The following is a 15,744-nucleotide window of genomic DNA, read 5'->3' as shown; positions in this document are numbered from 1 at the left end:
CCTCAATCTGTGCTACGCGGGGCCGGCTCAGCCGGCCTGCCCGCCGAAGATGTCGATGGTGCCCTCGCGCAGGGTGACGATGGCGCGCTTGGTGTCCTTGCGCTTGCCGAGCCCGAACCGGGTACGGCGGGTCTTCCCCTTGCGATTGATCGTGTTCACCGACTCGACCTTGACCGCGAAGATCTGCTCGATAGCGATCTTGATCTCGGTCTTGTTCGAGCGCGGGTCCACCACGAACGTGTACTTGCCCTCGTCGAGCAGGTTATAGCTCTTCTCGGAGACCACGGGCGCGATCACGATGTCGCGCGGGTCCTTCGTGAGTGCGGTCACTTCTGCTCCTCCTCGGACTCGCGTGCGCCGGCGGGCGCCAGGAACGCCTCGAACGCAGCAGACGTAAAGACCACGTCGTCACTGACCAGCACGTCATACGTGTTGAGCTGATCCGGGTGGATCAGGTGAGCCGTCGGCACGTTCCTCAGACTCAGCCACCCGAGCTCGTCCTCACGGTCGAGTACCACGAGGACGTGACGGGACAGCGCCGCCTTCGCCAGCACGGCGGTCGCCGTCGCTGTGGACGGGCTCGAACCCGACACCAACGATTCGACGACATGGACGCGGCCGGCGCGGGCACGGTCAGACAGAGCCCCCCGCAATGCGGCGGCCTTCATCTTCTTGGGTGTGCGCTGGCTGTAGTCACGCGGCACGGGGCCGTGCACGGTTCCACCGCCGGCGAACTGCGGTGCACGAGTCGAACCCTGTCGAGCACGACCGGTGCCCTTCTGCTTGTAGGGCTTCTTCCCACCGCCGCGGACCTCGCCACGCGTCTTCGCCTTGTGGGTGCCCTGACGGGCAGCGGCCAACTGGGCGATCACGACCTGGTGAATCAACGGGACGTTGGTCTGCACACCGAACACCTCGGCGGGCAGCTCGACTGTGCCGGACTTCTTGCCGCTGGCGTCGAGCACGTCAACGGATACGTTCTGAGCGTTCTCAACCACAGTGCTCATGGGATCAGGCCCCCTTCGCGGCGGTACGAACCACGACCAGGCCGCCCTTGGGGCCGGGAACGGCACCGGAGACGAGCAAGAGGCCCTTCTCCGCATCGACCGCGTGGATGGTCAGGTTCTGGGTGGTCTGTCGGGCATGGCCCATACGGCCCGCCATACGCAGGCCCTTGAAGACGCGTGACGGCGTTGCCGCGCCACCGATCGAGCCGGGCTTGCGGTGGTTACGGTGCGCACCGTGGGAGGCGCCGACGCCGGCGAAGCCATGCCGCTTCATCACACCGGCGGTGCCCTTGCCCTTGGTGGTTCCGACGACGTCGACGCTTACGCCGGCCTCAAAGGTCTCCGCGGTCAGTTCCTGACCGAGCTCGTAGTCGCCGGCATCCGCGGTCCGGATCTCGGCCACGTGACGGCGTGGCGTCACGCCTGCCTTGGAGAAGTGGCCCTTGAGCGGCTGGGTGACCTTGCGCGGGTCGATCTGCCCGAACCCGAGCTGGACGGCTGAATAGCCATCCGCCTCGACCGTGCGGATCTGGGTCACGACGTTGGTGCCCACCTGGACCACGGAGACCGGCACGAGCCGGCCTTCGTCGTCCCACACCTGGGTCATGCCGAGCTTGGTCCCAAGCACGGCCTTGACGACCCGCTCGGACTGCTGGGGAAGTGAAGTCATGACAGGAGTCCTCAGAGCTTGATCTCGATGTTGACGTCCGCCGGGAGATCGAGCCGCATGAGCGAATCGACTGCCTTCGGCGTCGGGTCCACAATGTCGATCAGCCGCTTGTGCGTCCGCATTTCGAAATGCTCACGGCTGTCCTTGTACTTGTGCGGAGAACGGATGACGCAGAACACGTTCTTCTCGGTTGGCAGCGGCACCGGGCCCACGACCGTTGCACCAGCGCGAGTCACCGTGTCGACGATCTTGCGCGCCGAGTTGTCGATGACCTCGTGGTCGTAGGACTTGAGCCGGATGCGGATCTTCTGTCCCGCCATGGCGTCGTCTGACTCTCTCTCTTCGTACCGCAACTGACCGACCCCCGCGCTCGGGCGTGTCGCAAACTCCGACACATCCCTCCCGCGAGCACCCTTGTCGGGCGCCGGTCGGAAGATGACTTGTGTGGTTCTCCGCCTCGCCACAAGGGCCAGTCGGGAGCGAACCGAACAGGATGGTTGCTCATCCGTGCGAACCAGGGACCGCGCGAGACCGGCCGTAGCCGACACACATGCGTCCACACCTCTGCACGAGGCAACCTGACTAGTCTGCCACACCGGATGCTGATTACCCAAGTTGCGGGCTGGTGGCCTGAGCCACACCAGCACTGATCCTACTGATCCGGTGGCAAAGGAAGGCCCGCCGGCCGTGCCGACGGGCCTTCCCGCTGCCGGGATCACTCCCGGCGGATGATCACTTGAGGATCTTCGTCACACGACCGGAGCCGACGGTACGTCCACCCTCGCGGACGGCGAAGCCGAGGCCCTCCTCCATGGCGATCGGCTGGATCAGCTCGACCGTCATCTCGGTGTTGTCACCCGGCATGACCATCTCGGTGCCCTCGGGCAGCTCGATGACGCCGGTGACGTCGGTGGTGCGGAAGTAGAACTGCGGACGGTAGTTCGAGTAGAACGGGTTGTGACGACCGCCCTCGTCCTTGGCCAGGATGTAGACCTGGGCCTCGAAGTTGGTGTGCGGGGTGATCGAACCCGGCTTCACGACGACCTGGCCACGCTCGACATCCTCGCGCTTGGTACCGCGCAGCAGCAGACCGACGTTCTCACCCGCGTCCGCGGTGTCGAGCAGCTTGCGGAACATCTCGATACCGGTCACGGTCGTCTTCTGCGACTCGCGGATACCGACGATCTCGACCTCGTCGTTGACCTTCAGCTGACCACGCTCGACACGACCGGTGACCACGGTGCCACGGCCGGTGATCGTGAAGACGTCCTCGATCGGCATCAGGAACGGCTTCTCGATGTCACGCACCGGGTCCGGCACGTTCTCGTCGACGGCCTCCATCAGCTCCTCGATGGCCTTGACCCACTCCGGGTCACCCTCGAGCGCCTTCAGCGCGGAAACGCGGACAACCGGCAGGTCATCGCCCGGGAACTCCTGGCTGGAGAGGAGCTCTCGCACCTCCATCTCGACGAGCTCGAGGATCTCCTCGTCGTCGACCATGTCGGACTTGTTGAGCGCCACGAGCAGGTACGGCACGCCGACCTGGCGAGCGAGCAGCACGTGCTCGCGGGTCTGGGCCATCGGGCCGTCAGTGGCGGCGACCACGAGGATCGCGCCATCCATCTGCGCCGCACCGGTGATCATGTTCTTGATGTAGTCAGCGTGTCCCGGAGCGTCGACGTGCGCGTAGTGGCGCTTCTCCGTCTGGTACTCCTGGTGGGAGACGTTGATCGTGATACCGCGCTGCTTCTCTTCCGGCGCGTTGTCGATCATGTCGAACGCCGCCGCCGTGTTGAGATCCGGGTACTTGTCTGCCAGCACCTTCGAAATGGCCGCGGTCAGCGTCGTCTTTCCGTGGTCGACGTGACCGATCGTGCCGATGTTGACGTGCGGCTTGGTCCGCTCGAACTTGGCCTTCGCCACTGGTGTTCCTCCTGGAACTCGGGTAGTTGTACGCAGCGTGGGGGTTCCCAGAGCTGGTGCGTCCTACGGGTCGGGTTGTGATGGGTGTTGCGGGTCGACCTGTGGGACTTACTCGCCCCGGGTCTTCTTGATGATCTCCTCGGAGACGTTCCGAGGAACTTCGGCGTAGTTGCTGAATTGCATCGAGTACACCGCACGACCCTGGGTCCGAGACCGCAGGTCGCCGATGTATCCGAACATCTCGGACAACGGCACCAAGGCGCGAACCACCTTAACGCCACTGGCGTCCTCCATCGACTGAATATGTCCACGCCGGGAGTTGATGTCGCCGATCACGTCGCCCATGTACTCCTCGGGCGTACGCACCTCGACGTCCATCACCGGCTCAAGCAGCACCGGGTCAGCGCGCTTGACGCCTTCCTTGAATGCCATCGAACCAGCGATCTTGAATGCCATTTCCGAAGAGTCGACGTCGTGGTAGGCGCCGTCGAGCAGGATCGCCTTGACGCCCACCACCGGGTAGCCGGCGAGAATACCGGTTCCCATCGCATCCTGCACGCCGTGATCGACGCTGGGGATGTACTCGCGCGGGATCCGCCCACCAGTGACCTTGTTCTCGAACTCGTACATCTCGCCTTCGGCGGAGTCGAGCGGCTCGAACGTGATCTGCACCTTGGCGAACTGTCCGGACCCACCGGTCTGCTTCTTGTGGGTGTAGTCGAACTTCTCGACGCTGCGACGGATCGTCTCGCGGTAGGCGACCTGCGGCTTGCCGACGTTCGCCTCGACCTTGAACTCGCGCTTCATCCGGTCGACGAGGATGTCGAGGTGCAACTCGCCCATCCCGCCGATCTCGGTCTGGCCCGTCTCCTCGTTGAGGTTGACCGTGAAGGTCGGGTCCTCGGCGGAGAGCTTCTGGATCGCTGTGGAGAGCTTGTCCTGGTCACCCTTGGTCTTCGGCTCGATCGCCACGAAGATCACCGGCTCCGGGAAGGACATCGACTCCAGGATCACAGGCGCGTCCTGCGCGGTGAGCGTGTCACCGGTCGTGGTGTCCTTGAGGCCGATCACCGCATAGATGTGCCCGGCGTGGAGTTCCTCGACCGGGTTCTCCTTGTTGGCGTGCATCTGGAACAGCTTCCCGACGCGCTCCTTCTTCCCCTTCGTGGAGTTGAGGACCTGCGTACCGGGGGTGCACGTCCCGGAGTAGACGCGGATGAAGGTCAGCTGCCCGAAGAACGGGTGAGCCGCCACCTTGAAGGCGAGCGCCGAGAACGGCTCGTCCTCGGACGGCTTGCGGATCAGCTCGGTCTCCTCGTCGTTCGGGGCGTGCCCGATCATCGGGGGCACGTCGATCGGCGAAGGCAGGTAGGAGATGACCGCGTCCAGCATCGGCTGCACGCCACGGTTCTTGAACGCGGAGCCGCAGAAGACCGGGTAGGCCTGGGAGGTGATGGTCATCTCCCGGATGCCGGCGATGAGCTCGTCGTTGGTGATCTCCTCACCCTCGAGGTACTTCTCCGTCAGCGCCTCGGAGGACTCCGCGACCTGCTCGATGAGCTTGGTGCGGTACTCCTCCGCCTTCTCCTGAAGGTCCTCGGGGATCTCCTGGGTCTCATAGGCGGCGCCCATGGTCACGTCACCCTTGGCGTCACCTGGCCAGACCAGCGCCTTCATCAAGATGAGGTCCACGACTCCGACGAAGTCACTCTCGGAGCCGATCGGCAGCTGCATCACCAGCGGGGTCGCGCCGAGGCGGCTCACGATGGTGTCGACCGTGTAGTAGAAGTCGGCGCCGAGCTTGTCCATCTTGTTGACGAAGCAGATGCGGGGGACGTCGTACTTGTCCGCCTGACGCCACACCGTCTCCGACTGGGGCTCGACACCCTCCTTGCCGTCGAACACGGCGACGGCACCGTCGAGGACGCGCAGCGAGCGCTCCACCTCGACCGTGAAGTCCACGTGGCCGGGGGTGTCGATGATGTTGATCTGGTTGTCGTTCCAGAAGCAGGTCACCGCGGCCGAGGTGATCGTGATGCCGCGTTCCTTCTCCTGGTCCATCCAGTCGGTCGTCGACGCCCCGTCGTGGGTCTCACCGATCTTGTAGTTGACCCCGGTGTAGAACAGGATCCGCTCGGTGGTGGTGGTCTTGCCGGCATCGATGTGCGCCATGATGCCGATGTTGCGGACCTTCTTCAGGTCGGTCAGCACGTCCTGTGCCACAGTTGCTCTCTTCTCGTCGGTGCGAGCGTGGTCAGTAGGTCAGTCTCAGGCGGCGTACGACCCGTGCCGTACGCCGCGAGACTCACCAGCGGTAGTGCGCGAACGCCTTGTTGGACTCGGCCATCTTGTGCGTGTCCTCACGACGCTTCACAGCGGCGCCGAGACCGTTGGACGCGTCCAGGATCTCGTTCATGAGGCGCTCGGTCATCGTCTTCTCGCGGCGGCCGCGTGCGTAGTCGACGAGCCAGCGCAGCGCGAGAGTCGTCTGCCGGGAGGTACGCACCTCGACCGGAACCTGGTACGTGGCACCACCCACGCGGCGAGACCGCACCTCGAGGGTGGGACGAATGTTGTCCAGCGCGCGCTTGAGCACCACGGTGGGCTCGGTCTGCGTCTTCTCGCGCACGCCCTCGAGCGCACCGTAGACGATGCGCTCCGCAGTGGACTTCTTGCCGTCCAGGAGCACGCGGTTGACGAGCTGGGTCACGGTGGACGACCCGTAGACCGGGTCGACGACGAGCGGCCGCTTCGGGGCCGGGCCCTTACGAGGCATTACTTCTTCTCCTTCTTCGCGCCGTAACGGCTCCGGGCCTGCTGACGACCACGCACACCCTGGGTGTCGAGGGCGCCGCGGACGATCTTGTACCGGACGCCGGGCAGGTCCTTCACACGACCGCCGCGAACCAGCACGATGGAGTGCTCCTGCAGGTTGTGGCCCACGCCCGGGATGTAGGCGGTGACCTCGATCCCGCTGGAGAGCTTCACACGCGCCACCTTGCGCAGCGCCGAGTTCGGCTTCTTCGGGGTGGTGGTGTACACGCGGGTGCACACACCACGACGCTGCGGGCTTCCCTTGAGCGCCGGCGTGGCGTTCTTGCCAGCCTTTGCGCTGCGGCCCTTGCGGACCAGCTGCTGAATGGTGGGCACTACATCTCCGTCTCGAACGTTTGCTGACTGCTCTGGTGATCGCCGGTGCGATCCTGGCCGGCCGGGGCCGGATGAACCACCCCGGGAGGACCCCCGCGCTCGGGCGTGTCGCTCCCTTCCGGTTCACAGCACGACCCGGTGCATAACGCTGAGGATCGTGCTCGCGCCCACGGAAGGTGGTCCACCGCACTCCCGACGTCCGGCAGCACCCTCTCGGGTTCTGCGGGTCCGCCAGAGCGCGCACGCGAGGGCCCGCCAGAGCGGGCACTGCCGACCAGACTACTCCGAGCCCGGCAACAGCGTCAAAGCCTCAGGGGTGTGATGTGGTACGGAACACTACTGGTGGCTACCGAAATGCCATCGGCGACCGCTGACGGCACCCCGGGAGTCGTCCAAACGGCGGGCCCCGGGCTCCTCACTGTTCGATTGCGTGGGCGACACCCGAGGTCGCACCGGCACGCCTGACCTCCAGGCCTGGAGGGCCTCGGCACGGGTACAGGTGCGCGATCTGACGACCGGCGCCCCCGATACCGAGGACGTGGTGCTCCGGCTGCACACCCCGGGGGCTGAGGCGACCGCACACAGCACGCAGTGCCGGAGCAAGACCTCACCGGGGCACGACGGCGGCCCGGCACCCTATCGGGTACCGGGCCGCCGATCAGAACTGATCGCTCAGTGTGGCTGCCTTCAGCGGAAGTCCGCCTCGAAACCACGCCCGAGGTCGAGCTCCTCCAACGCGATCGCCTCGCCGCCGTCGGAGACGGGACCGTAGTCGATCTCGTCATAGCCGAAGCTCGGGTAGATCTCCGCCTTCGCTTCCTCGGTGGGCTCGACCCGGATGTTGCGGTAGCGGGGAAGGCCCGTACCGGCCGGGATGAGCTTACCGAGAATCACGTTCTCCTTCAGACCCAGCAGGGAGTCGGAGCGACCGCTCATCGCGGCCTCAGTGAGCACCTTGGTGGTCTCCTGGAACGACGCCGCGGACAGCCACGACTCGGTAGCCAGGGAGGCCTTGGTGATTCCCATGAGCTCCGGACGCCCCGAGGCCGGCTGACCGCCCTCGGAGACCACGCGACGGTTCTCGTCCTCGAATCGGCCACGCTCGGAGAGTTCGCCCGGAAGCAGGTGGGAGTCACCAGAGTCCAGCACGGTCACGCGGCGCAGCATCTGCCGCACGATGACCTCGATGTGCTTGTCGTGGATGTCCACACCCTGGCTCCGGTAGGTCTCCTGCACCTCGTCCACCAGGTGCTTCTGCACAGCCCGAGGACCGAGAATACGCAGCACCTTCTTCGGGTCCACCGCACCGGCGACCAGCTGCTGACCCACACTCACCCGGTCGCCGTCGTGCGCCAGGAGGCGGGCGCGCTTGGTGACCTGGTAGGTGAAGTCCTCGCTGCCGTCGTCGGGGGTGACGACGATCTTGCGCGAGCGCTCGGTGTCCTCGATGGCCACCCGGCCCGCGACCTCGGAGATCGGAGCCTCCCCCTTGGGGGTGCGGGCTTCGAACAGCTCGGCCACACGGGGAAGACCCTGGGTGATGTCCTCGGCGCTGGCCACACCACCGGTGTGGAAGGTCCGCATCGTCAGCTGGGTTCCCGGCTCACCGATGGACTGTGCCGCGATGATGCCGACAGCCTCACCGATGTCCACGAGCTTGCCCGTGGCCAGGGAGCGGCCGTAGCACTTGGCGCAGGTACCCACCCGGGACTCGCAGGTGAGCACCGAGCGCACCTTGAGCTGCTCGACACCCGCGTTCAGCAGGGTCTCGATCAGGACGTCGCCGACATCATCACCGCCTTGGCCGAGCACTGTGCCGTCCGGCCCCTCGACCGGGCCAGCCAAGGTACGTCCGTAGACGCTGGTCTCCACCGTGTCCGCCCGCTGCACGTTCCCAGCCGGGTTCTTCTCGGCGATCGGGAGCGTGAGACCACGTTCGGTGCCGCAGTCCTCCTCACGGATGATGACGTCCTGGGAGACGTCCACCAGACGCCGGGTGAGGTAGCCGGAGTCGGCGGTACGCAGGGCCGTGTCCGCCAGACCCTTACGGGCACCGTGGGAGGCGATGAAGTACTCCAGCACCGACAAGCCCTCACGGTAGTTGGACTTGATCGGACGCGGGATGATCTCACCCTTCGGGTTCGCCACCAGACCACGCATACCGGCGATCTGACGCACCTGCATCCAGTTACCGCGGGCTCCGGAGGTCACCATGCGGTTCACCGTGTTCGAGGCCGAGAAGTTCTCCCGCATCGCCGTGGCGACCTCATCGGTGGCCTGGTTCCAGATCTCGACGAGCTCCTGACGACGTTCGTCATCGGTGAGCAGACCACGGTCGAACTGCCCCTGGACCTTGGCAGCCTTCTCCTCGTGCCGGGCGAGGATCTCCGCCTTCACCTCGGGCGCTTCGACGTCAGAGATCGCGATCGTCAGCCCGGAGCGGGTGGCCCAGTAGTACCCGGCGTCCTTCAGAGCGTCGAGGCTCGCGGCCACGACAGACTTCGGATAGCGCTCGGCAAGGTCGTTCACGATCGCCGAGATCGACTTCTTGTCGGCCACCTCGTTGAAGAACGGGTAGTCGACCGGCAGTGCCTCGTTGAACAGCACCCGGCCGAGCGTGGTGCTCAGCAGTGCTGTCTGACCCTGCTCCCATCCCTCCGGCGCTTCCCAGCCGGGCGGCGGGACGACAGCCTCCAGACGGATGGTGATCTCCGCGTTCAGATCGAGGTCACCCGCGTCGAAGGCCATCATCGCCTCGGCCACCGTGGTGAACGCCCTGCCGGTACCGACCGGCTCCCCCTCTTTGTCGGAGGTCAGGTGGAACAGACCGATGATCATGTCCTGGGAGGGCATGGTCACCGGACGTCCATCAGAGGGCTTGAGGATGTTGTTCGAGGAGAGCATCAGGATGCGCGCCTCAGCCTGGGCCTCCGCCGACAGCGGCAGGTGCACGGCCATCTGGTCACCATCGAAGTCGGCGTTGAACGCGCCACACACGAGCGGGTGCAGGTGGACGGCCTTACCTTCGACCAGCTGGGGCTCGAAGGCCTGGATGCCCAGACGGTGCAGCGTCGGCGCGCGGTTGAGCAGCACCGGGTGCTCGGTGATGACCTCTTCGAGGACATCCCACACCACGGAACGGGCACGCTCGACCATGCGCTTGGCCGACTTGATGTTCTGCGCGTGGTTGAGATCCACGAGGCGCTTCATCACGAACGGCTTGAACAGCTCGAGAGCCATCTGCTTCGGCAGCCCGCACTGGTGCAACTTCAACTGCGGTCCGACAACGATGACGCTACGGCCGGAGTAGTCGACGCGCTTACCGAGCAGGTTCTGACGGAACCGGCCCTGCTTACCCTTGAGCATGTCGGAGATCGACTTCAGTGGCCGGTTTCCCGGACCGGTCACCGGACGGCCACGGCGACCGTTGTCGAACAGTGAGTCGACGGCCTCCTGCAGCATCCGCTTCTCGTTGCTGACGATGATCTCGGGTGCACCCAGGTCGAGCAGCCGCTTGAGGCGGTTGTTGCGGTTGATGACTCGTCGGTAGAGGTCGTTGAGGTCGCTGGTCGCGAACCGGCCACCGTCGAGCTGCACCATCGGACGCAGATCGGGCGGAATCACCGGGATGCAGTCGAGCACCATCCCCTGTGGGGAGTTCTTCGTCGTGAGGAAGGCGTTCACGACCTTCAACCGCTTGAGGGCACGAGTCTTGCGCTGGCCCTTACCGGAACGGATGGTCTCACGCAGCGACTCGGCCTCGGCCTGAAGATCGAAGTTCTCCAGACGCTTCTGGATCGCGCCGGCACCCATCGAACCCTCGAAGTAGTTGCCGTAGCGGTCCTGCAGCTGACGGTAGAGCATCTCGTCACCCTCGAGGTCGGAGACCTTGAGGTTCTTGAAGCGGTCCCAGACCCGCTCGAGGCGGTCCAGGTCGGCGTCGGCACGCTTGCGCAGCTGCGCCATCTCCCGCTCGGCAGAGTCCTTCACCTTGCGGCGGGCATCGGCCTTGGCCCCTTCGGCCTCGAGCTCTGCCAAGTCGGCCTCGAGGCGCTCGGCCCGCTGCGCGATGTCCAGATCGCGCTTCTTGGTGATCTCGTCCTTCTCGAGGTCGATCTCGTTCTGCAGACTCGGAAGGTCCTCGTGCCGGCCGTCCTGGTCCACCCACGTGATCATGTGCGCGGCGAAGTAGATGACCTTCTCGAGGTCCTTCGGCGCCAGGTCGAGCAGGTAGCCCAGCCGGGACGGCACACCCTTGAAGTACCAGATGTGCGTGACCGGGGCGGCCAGCTCGATGTGCCCCATCCGCTCACGACGGACCTTGGAACGGGTGACCTCCACACCGCACCGCTCGCAGATGATGCCCTTGAAGCGGACGCGCTTGTACTTCCCGCAGTAGCACTCCCAGTCCCGGGTGGGGCCGAAGATCTTCTCGCAGAAGAGGCCGTCCTTCTCGGGCTTGAGGGTGCGGTAGTTGATGGTCTCTGGCTTCTTCACCTCGCCGTGCGACCAGGCGCGGACCTCGTCCGCGGTCGCAAGACCGATTCGCAGCTCGTCGAAGACGTTGACGTCGAGCAATTTTCCTACTTCCTTCGGTGGATCACCGTGTGGAACCAATCAGGTCGAGGTCGCGTCCGGTGCGCCGGGCATGCCCTCACGCACCGGACGCGGCGCTCAGATCTCTTCGACGCTGCTCGCGTCGGGGCGACGGGAGAGGTCGATGCCGAGCTCTTCAGCAGCGCGGTAGACCTCCTCGTCGGTGTCACGCATCTCGATGGACGTACCGTCGGAGTTGAGCACCTCCACGTTCAGGCACAAGGACTGCATCTCCTTGATGAGCACCTTGAACGACTCGGGGATACCCGGCTCCGGGATGTTCTCACCCTTGACGATCGCTTCGTACACCTTGACGCGGCCGGGGACGTCGTCCGACTTGATGGTGAGCAACTCCTGGAGGGCGTACGCCGCTCCGTAGGCTTCGAGTGCCCACACCTCCATCTCGCCGAAACGCTGACCACCGAACTGCGCCTTACCACCGAGCGGCTGCTGGGTGATCATCGAGTACGGTCCGGTCGAGCGGGCGTGGATCTTGTCGTCGACCAGGTGGTGCAACTTCAGGATGTACATGTAGCCGACGGCGATCGGGGCCGGGAACGGCTCGCCGGAACGCCCGTCGAACAGGTGGGCCTTTCCGGTGGAGTCGATCAGGCGGTCCCCGTCGCGGGTCTCCCGGGTGCACTCCAGCAGGCCCTGGAGCTCGTCCTCGTGCAGACCGTCGAACACCGGGGAGGCGACCGGGGTGCCCGGCTCCCCCACGCGTGCGTCGTCCCGCAGGTGGCTCGCCCAGGCGGGCAACTGCCCGTTCTTCGCCTGCTCGATGCCGACGTCCCAGCCCTGCTTGGCGACCCACCCGAGGTGCGTCTCGAGCACCTGGCCGACATTCATGCGGCCCGGCACGCCGAGCGGGTTCAGGATGATGTCCACGGGCGTGCCGTCCTCGAGGAACGGCATGTCCTCGATGGGCAGGATCTTGGAGATGACGCCCTTGTTGCCGTGACGGCCGGCGAGCTTGTCGCCGTCGGTGATCTTGCGGCGCTGGGCGATGTAGACCCGCACCAGCTGGTTCACGCCCGGGGGCAGCTCGTCGCCGTCCTCACGGTTGAACTCCCGGACGGCGATGACCGTCCCGGACTCACCGTGGGGCACCTTGAGCGAGGTGTCGCGCACCTCACGCGCCTTCTCACCGAAGATCGCACGCAGGAGGCGCTCCTCCGGGGTCAGCTCGGTCTCACCCTTCGGAGTGACCTTGCCGACGAGCACGTCGCCGGCGCCGACCTCGGCACCGATCCGGATGATGCCGCGCTCATCCAGGTCGGCGAGCACGTCGTCGGAGACGTTCGGGATGTCTCGGGTGATCTCCTCAGGGCCCAGCTTGGTGTCGCGGGCGTCCACCTCGTGCTCCTCGATGTGGATGGAGGAGAGCACGTCGTCCTGGACGAGGCGCTGGGAGAGGATGATCGCGTCCTCGAAGTTGTGCCCTTCCCAGGACATGAACGCGACCAGCAGGTTACGGCCGAGCGCGAGCTCGCCCTCATCTGTGGCCGGGCCGTCCGCGAGCACCGAACCCTCGGAGATCTTCGCGCCTTCTTCCACCAGCACGCGCTGGTTGTAGCACGTGCCCTGGTTGGAGCGGCGGAACTTGGCGACGCGGTAGGTCATCGTCGTGCCGTCGTCGTTGGCCACGACCACGGCGTCGGCGGAGACCTCGGTCACGACACCGGGCTTGGAGGCCACAATCACGTCACCGGCGTCCACTGCGGCACGGCGCTCCATACCGGTTCCGACCAGCGGCGCCTCGGAGCGAACCAGCGGCACGGCCTGGCGCTGCATGTTCGCGCCCATGAGGGCGCGGTTGGCGTCGTCGTGCTCGAGGAAGGGGATCATGGCGGTCGCCACGGACACCATCTGACGCGCAGAGACGTCCATGTAGTCGATGTCGTCGACCGGCATGTCGATCGCCTCGCCGCCACGCAGCCGCACCAGGGCGGTCTCCTCGGCGAAGCGCCCGTCCTCGGCGATCGGCGCGTTGGCCTGCGCGATGACGTAGCGGTCCTCGTCGTCGGCGGTCAGGTAGTCGACCTGGTCGGTCACTTTGCCCTTGACGACCTTGCGGTACGGGGTCTCGACGAAGCCGAAGGGGTTGATGCGCGCGTAGGTGGCGAGCGATCCGATGAGACCGATGTTCGGCCCTTCCGGCGTCTCGATCGGGCACATCCGGCCGTAGTGGGACGGGTGGACGTCCCGGACCTCCATACCGGCGCGGTCACGGGAGAGACCACCCGGACCGAGTGCGGACAGACGCCGCTTGTGCGTCAGGCCGGCCAGTGGGTTGTTCTGGTCCATGAACTGCGAGAGCTGGCTGGTGCCGAAGAACTCCTTGATGGAGGCCACGACCGGACGGATGTTGATCAGGGTCTGCGGCGTGATCGCCTCGACGTCCTGCGTGGTCATCCGCTCACGCACCACGCGCTCCATCCGGGACAGCCCGGTGCGCACCTGGTTCTGGATCAGCTCACCGACCGCGCGAATGCGGCGGTTGCCGAAGTGGTCGATGTCGTCGGTCTCGACCCGGAGCTCGATCGGCTCGCCGTGGCGAACGCCGGGAAGCTCGGTCTGGCCCTTGTGCAGCGCCGCCAGGTACTTGATCGTGGCGGTGACGTCGGAGAGCGAGAGAACCGAGTTCTCCAGCGGGGCGTCCACGCCGAGCTTCTTGTCCAGCTTGTAGCGCCCCACCTTGGCGAGGTCGTATCGCTTGGAGTTGAAGTAGAAGTTGTCGAGCAGGGCGGTACCGGCCTCGACGGTCGGCGGCTCACCCGGACGGATCTTGCGGTAGATGTCCAGCAGCGCCTCGTCCTGGGTGTGCACCGAGTCCTTCTCGAGCGTCTCCAGCACGGTCGGGTAGTCGGCGAACTCCTCGCGGATCTCGGACTCGGTCATCCCCAGGGCCTTGAGGAAGACGGTGACCGACTGCTTGCGCTTGCGATCCACGCGCACGCCGACGGCGTCACGCTTGTCGATCTCGAACTCGAGCCACGCACCACGGGAGGGGATCACCTTCGCGGTGAAGATGTCCTTGTCGGAAGTCTTGTCCGGGGTCTGCTCGAAGTACACGCCCGGGGAACGCACCAGCTGGGACACGACGACCCGCTCGGTGCCGTTGATGATGAAGGTTCCGCGATCGGTCATGAGCGGGAACTCGCCCATGAACACGGTCTGCGACTTGATCTCACCGGTGGTGTAGTTCACGAACTCGGCCGTGACGAACAGCGGTGCGGAGTAGGTGAAGTCCTTCTCCTTGCACTCCTCGGCCGTGTACTTCGGCGGCTCGAACCGGTGGTCGCGGAACGAGAGCGACATCGTGGAACCGAAGTCCTCGATCGGGGAGATCTCGGTGAAGATCTCCTCAAGACCGGACGTCGTGGTGACGTCATTGTTCCCGGAGGTGACCGCAGCCTCGACCCGTGCCTGCCACTTCTCGTTCCCCAGCAGCCAGTCGAAACTGTCGGTCTGCAGACCGAGCAGGTCGGGCGCTTGGAGGGGCTCGTGGATCCTGGCGAAGGAGACACGACGAGAGGCAGTACGTTGGGCGATGGCGTCAGCGGTCGGAGCAGAAGGGGTGCGCGAGGCAGCCAAGAGGGGTCCTTCCCTACGAATTGTGTGCACACACGCTCACGCCCGCCCGCGCACACCGCTTTCAAACCCCTCGTTCGTTGCCTCGCCGGTAGTCCGGCACGGCAAAGCAGAGGTGCTGCAAGAGGTAGGCTGGGGCAGACGACAGCGCAAAGCGACAGCATACCCGCAGAACGGGTCGCTGTCCAGTATCGATCGATGGGGCTGAGCCCCGAGGCAGATCGCGCATGATGTGTGCGCGATCTGTTGGTGATCCGCGACCGACGAGCCTCGACTCGTTCGAGCCCAGACGACGAGGAGGCCCGCACCGACGAGCGGTGCGGGCCTCCTCGCCTGTGGCTGGTCAGCCGCGTTCTCCGGCGAGCGCTCCGGCTAGAGCCGGCCGCCCGCCCGGATCACTTGAGGGTGACGGTGGCGCCGGCGCCCTTGAGGGCCTCCTTGGCCTTGTCCGCGGCCTCCTTGTCGACACCCTCGAGCACCGGCTTCGGGGCGCCGTCGACGAGGTCCTTGGCCTCCTTCAGCCCAAGGCTGGTGAGACCACGCACCTCCTTGATGACCTGGATCTTCTTGTCGCCGACGCTCTCGAGGATGACGTCGAACTCGGTCTGCTCCTCCTCGGCGGCGGCCTCGCCACCGCCGGCGGGGGCGCCACCGGCAACGGCGACGGCGGCCGGAGCCGCAGCGGTGACCTCGAAGGTCTCCTCGAACTGCTTCACGAACTCGGAGAGCTCGATGAGGGTCAGTTCCTTGAAAGCGTCAATGAGCTCGTCGGTGCTGAGCTTCGCCATGATCGGCGTTCCTTCC

The 15,744-nt window shown here is 65.6% G+C and carries 11 protein-coding genes; all 11 read right to left on the bottom strand.

Annotated features, from left to right (window positions below):
• Positions 1–27 precede the first annotated feature (27 nt).
• Positions 28–330, bottom strand: coding sequence for a 50S ribosomal protein L23 (gene rplW, locus FV560_RS17775; RefSeq protein WP_159622914.1), 303 nt, complete (start codon positions 328–330; stop codon positions 28–30).
• A complete protein-coding gene (rplD, locus tag FV560_RS17770) occupies positions 327–1,007 on the bottom strand; it encodes a 50S ribosomal protein L4 (protein ID WP_159622913.1) in 681 nt (226 codons plus the stop codon). The genes rplW and rplD overlap by 4 nt, the downstream gene beginning before the upstream one ends.
• Before the next feature lie 4 nt (positions 1,008–1,011).
• Entirely contained in the window at positions 1,012–1,677 is a 666-nt protein-coding gene (gene rplC / locus FV560_RS17765; protein ID WP_159622912.1) for a 50S ribosomal protein L3, read from the bottom strand.
• 11 nt (positions 1,678–1,688) lie between these two features.
• Positions 1,689–1,997, bottom strand: a complete 309-nt coding sequence (rpsJ, locus tag FV560_RS17760) for a 30S ribosomal protein S10 (RefSeq protein WP_068249654.1) — start codon at positions 1,995–1,997, stop codon at positions 1,689–1,691.
• A gap of 412 nt (positions 1,998–2,409) precedes the next feature.
• Entirely contained in the window at positions 2,410–3,600 is a 1,191-nt protein-coding gene (tuf, locus tag FV560_RS17755; protein WP_159622911.1) for an elongation factor Tu, read from the bottom strand.
• Positions 3,601–3,708: 108 nt separating this feature from the next.
• Positions 3,709–5,823 carry an elongation factor G gene (gene fusA, locus FV560_RS17750; RefSeq protein WP_159622910.1) on the bottom strand — a complete coding sequence of 705 codons (2,115 nt, stop codon included), beginning with the start codon at positions 5,821–5,823 and terminating at the stop codon, positions 3,709–3,711.
• An 82-nt stretch (positions 5,824–5,905) separates the two neighbouring features.
• A complete protein-coding gene (gene rpsG, locus FV560_RS17745) occupies positions 5,906–6,376 on the bottom strand; it encodes a 30S ribosomal protein S7 (protein WP_159622909.1) in 471 nt (156 codons plus the stop codon).
• Complete coding sequence (gene rpsL, locus FV560_RS17740; RefSeq protein ID WP_159622908.1) at positions 6,376–6,750, bottom strand: 30S ribosomal protein S12; 375 nt, start codon at positions 6,748–6,750, stop codon at positions 6,376–6,378. Before rpsL ends, rpsG begins: the two co-directional genes overlap by 1 nt.
• 687 nt (positions 6,751–7,437) lie before the next feature.
• Positions 7,438–11,328 (bottom strand): DNA-directed RNA polymerase subunit beta', encoded by a 3,891-nt coding sequence (locus FV560_RS17735; protein WP_159622907.1) that lies wholly within the window; start codon positions 11,326–11,328, stop codon positions 7,438–7,440.
• A 96-nt stretch (positions 11,329–11,424) separates the two neighbouring features.
• Positions 11,425–14,943, bottom strand: coding sequence for a DNA-directed RNA polymerase subunit beta (gene rpoB / locus FV560_RS17730; protein WP_159622906.1), 3,519 nt, complete (start codon positions 14,941–14,943; stop codon positions 11,425–11,427).
• A 392-nt stretch (positions 14,944–15,335) separates the two neighbouring features.
• A complete protein-coding gene (rplL, locus tag FV560_RS17725) occupies positions 15,336–15,728 on the bottom strand; it encodes a 50S ribosomal protein L7/L12 (protein WP_159622905.1) in 393 nt (130 codons plus the stop codon).
• Between the last annotated feature and the right edge of the window lie 16 nt (positions 15,729–15,744).

The organism is Ruania rhizosphaerae, assembly GCF_009805705.1.
In the GTDB taxonomy this organism is placed as follows: domain Bacteria; phylum Actinomycetota; class Actinomycetes; order Actinomycetales; family Beutenbergiaceae; genus Ruania; species Ruania rhizosphaerae.
The sequence above is the reverse complement of the archived record's forward strand: the minus strand, read 5'-3'. Positions and strand labels throughout refer to the sequence as shown.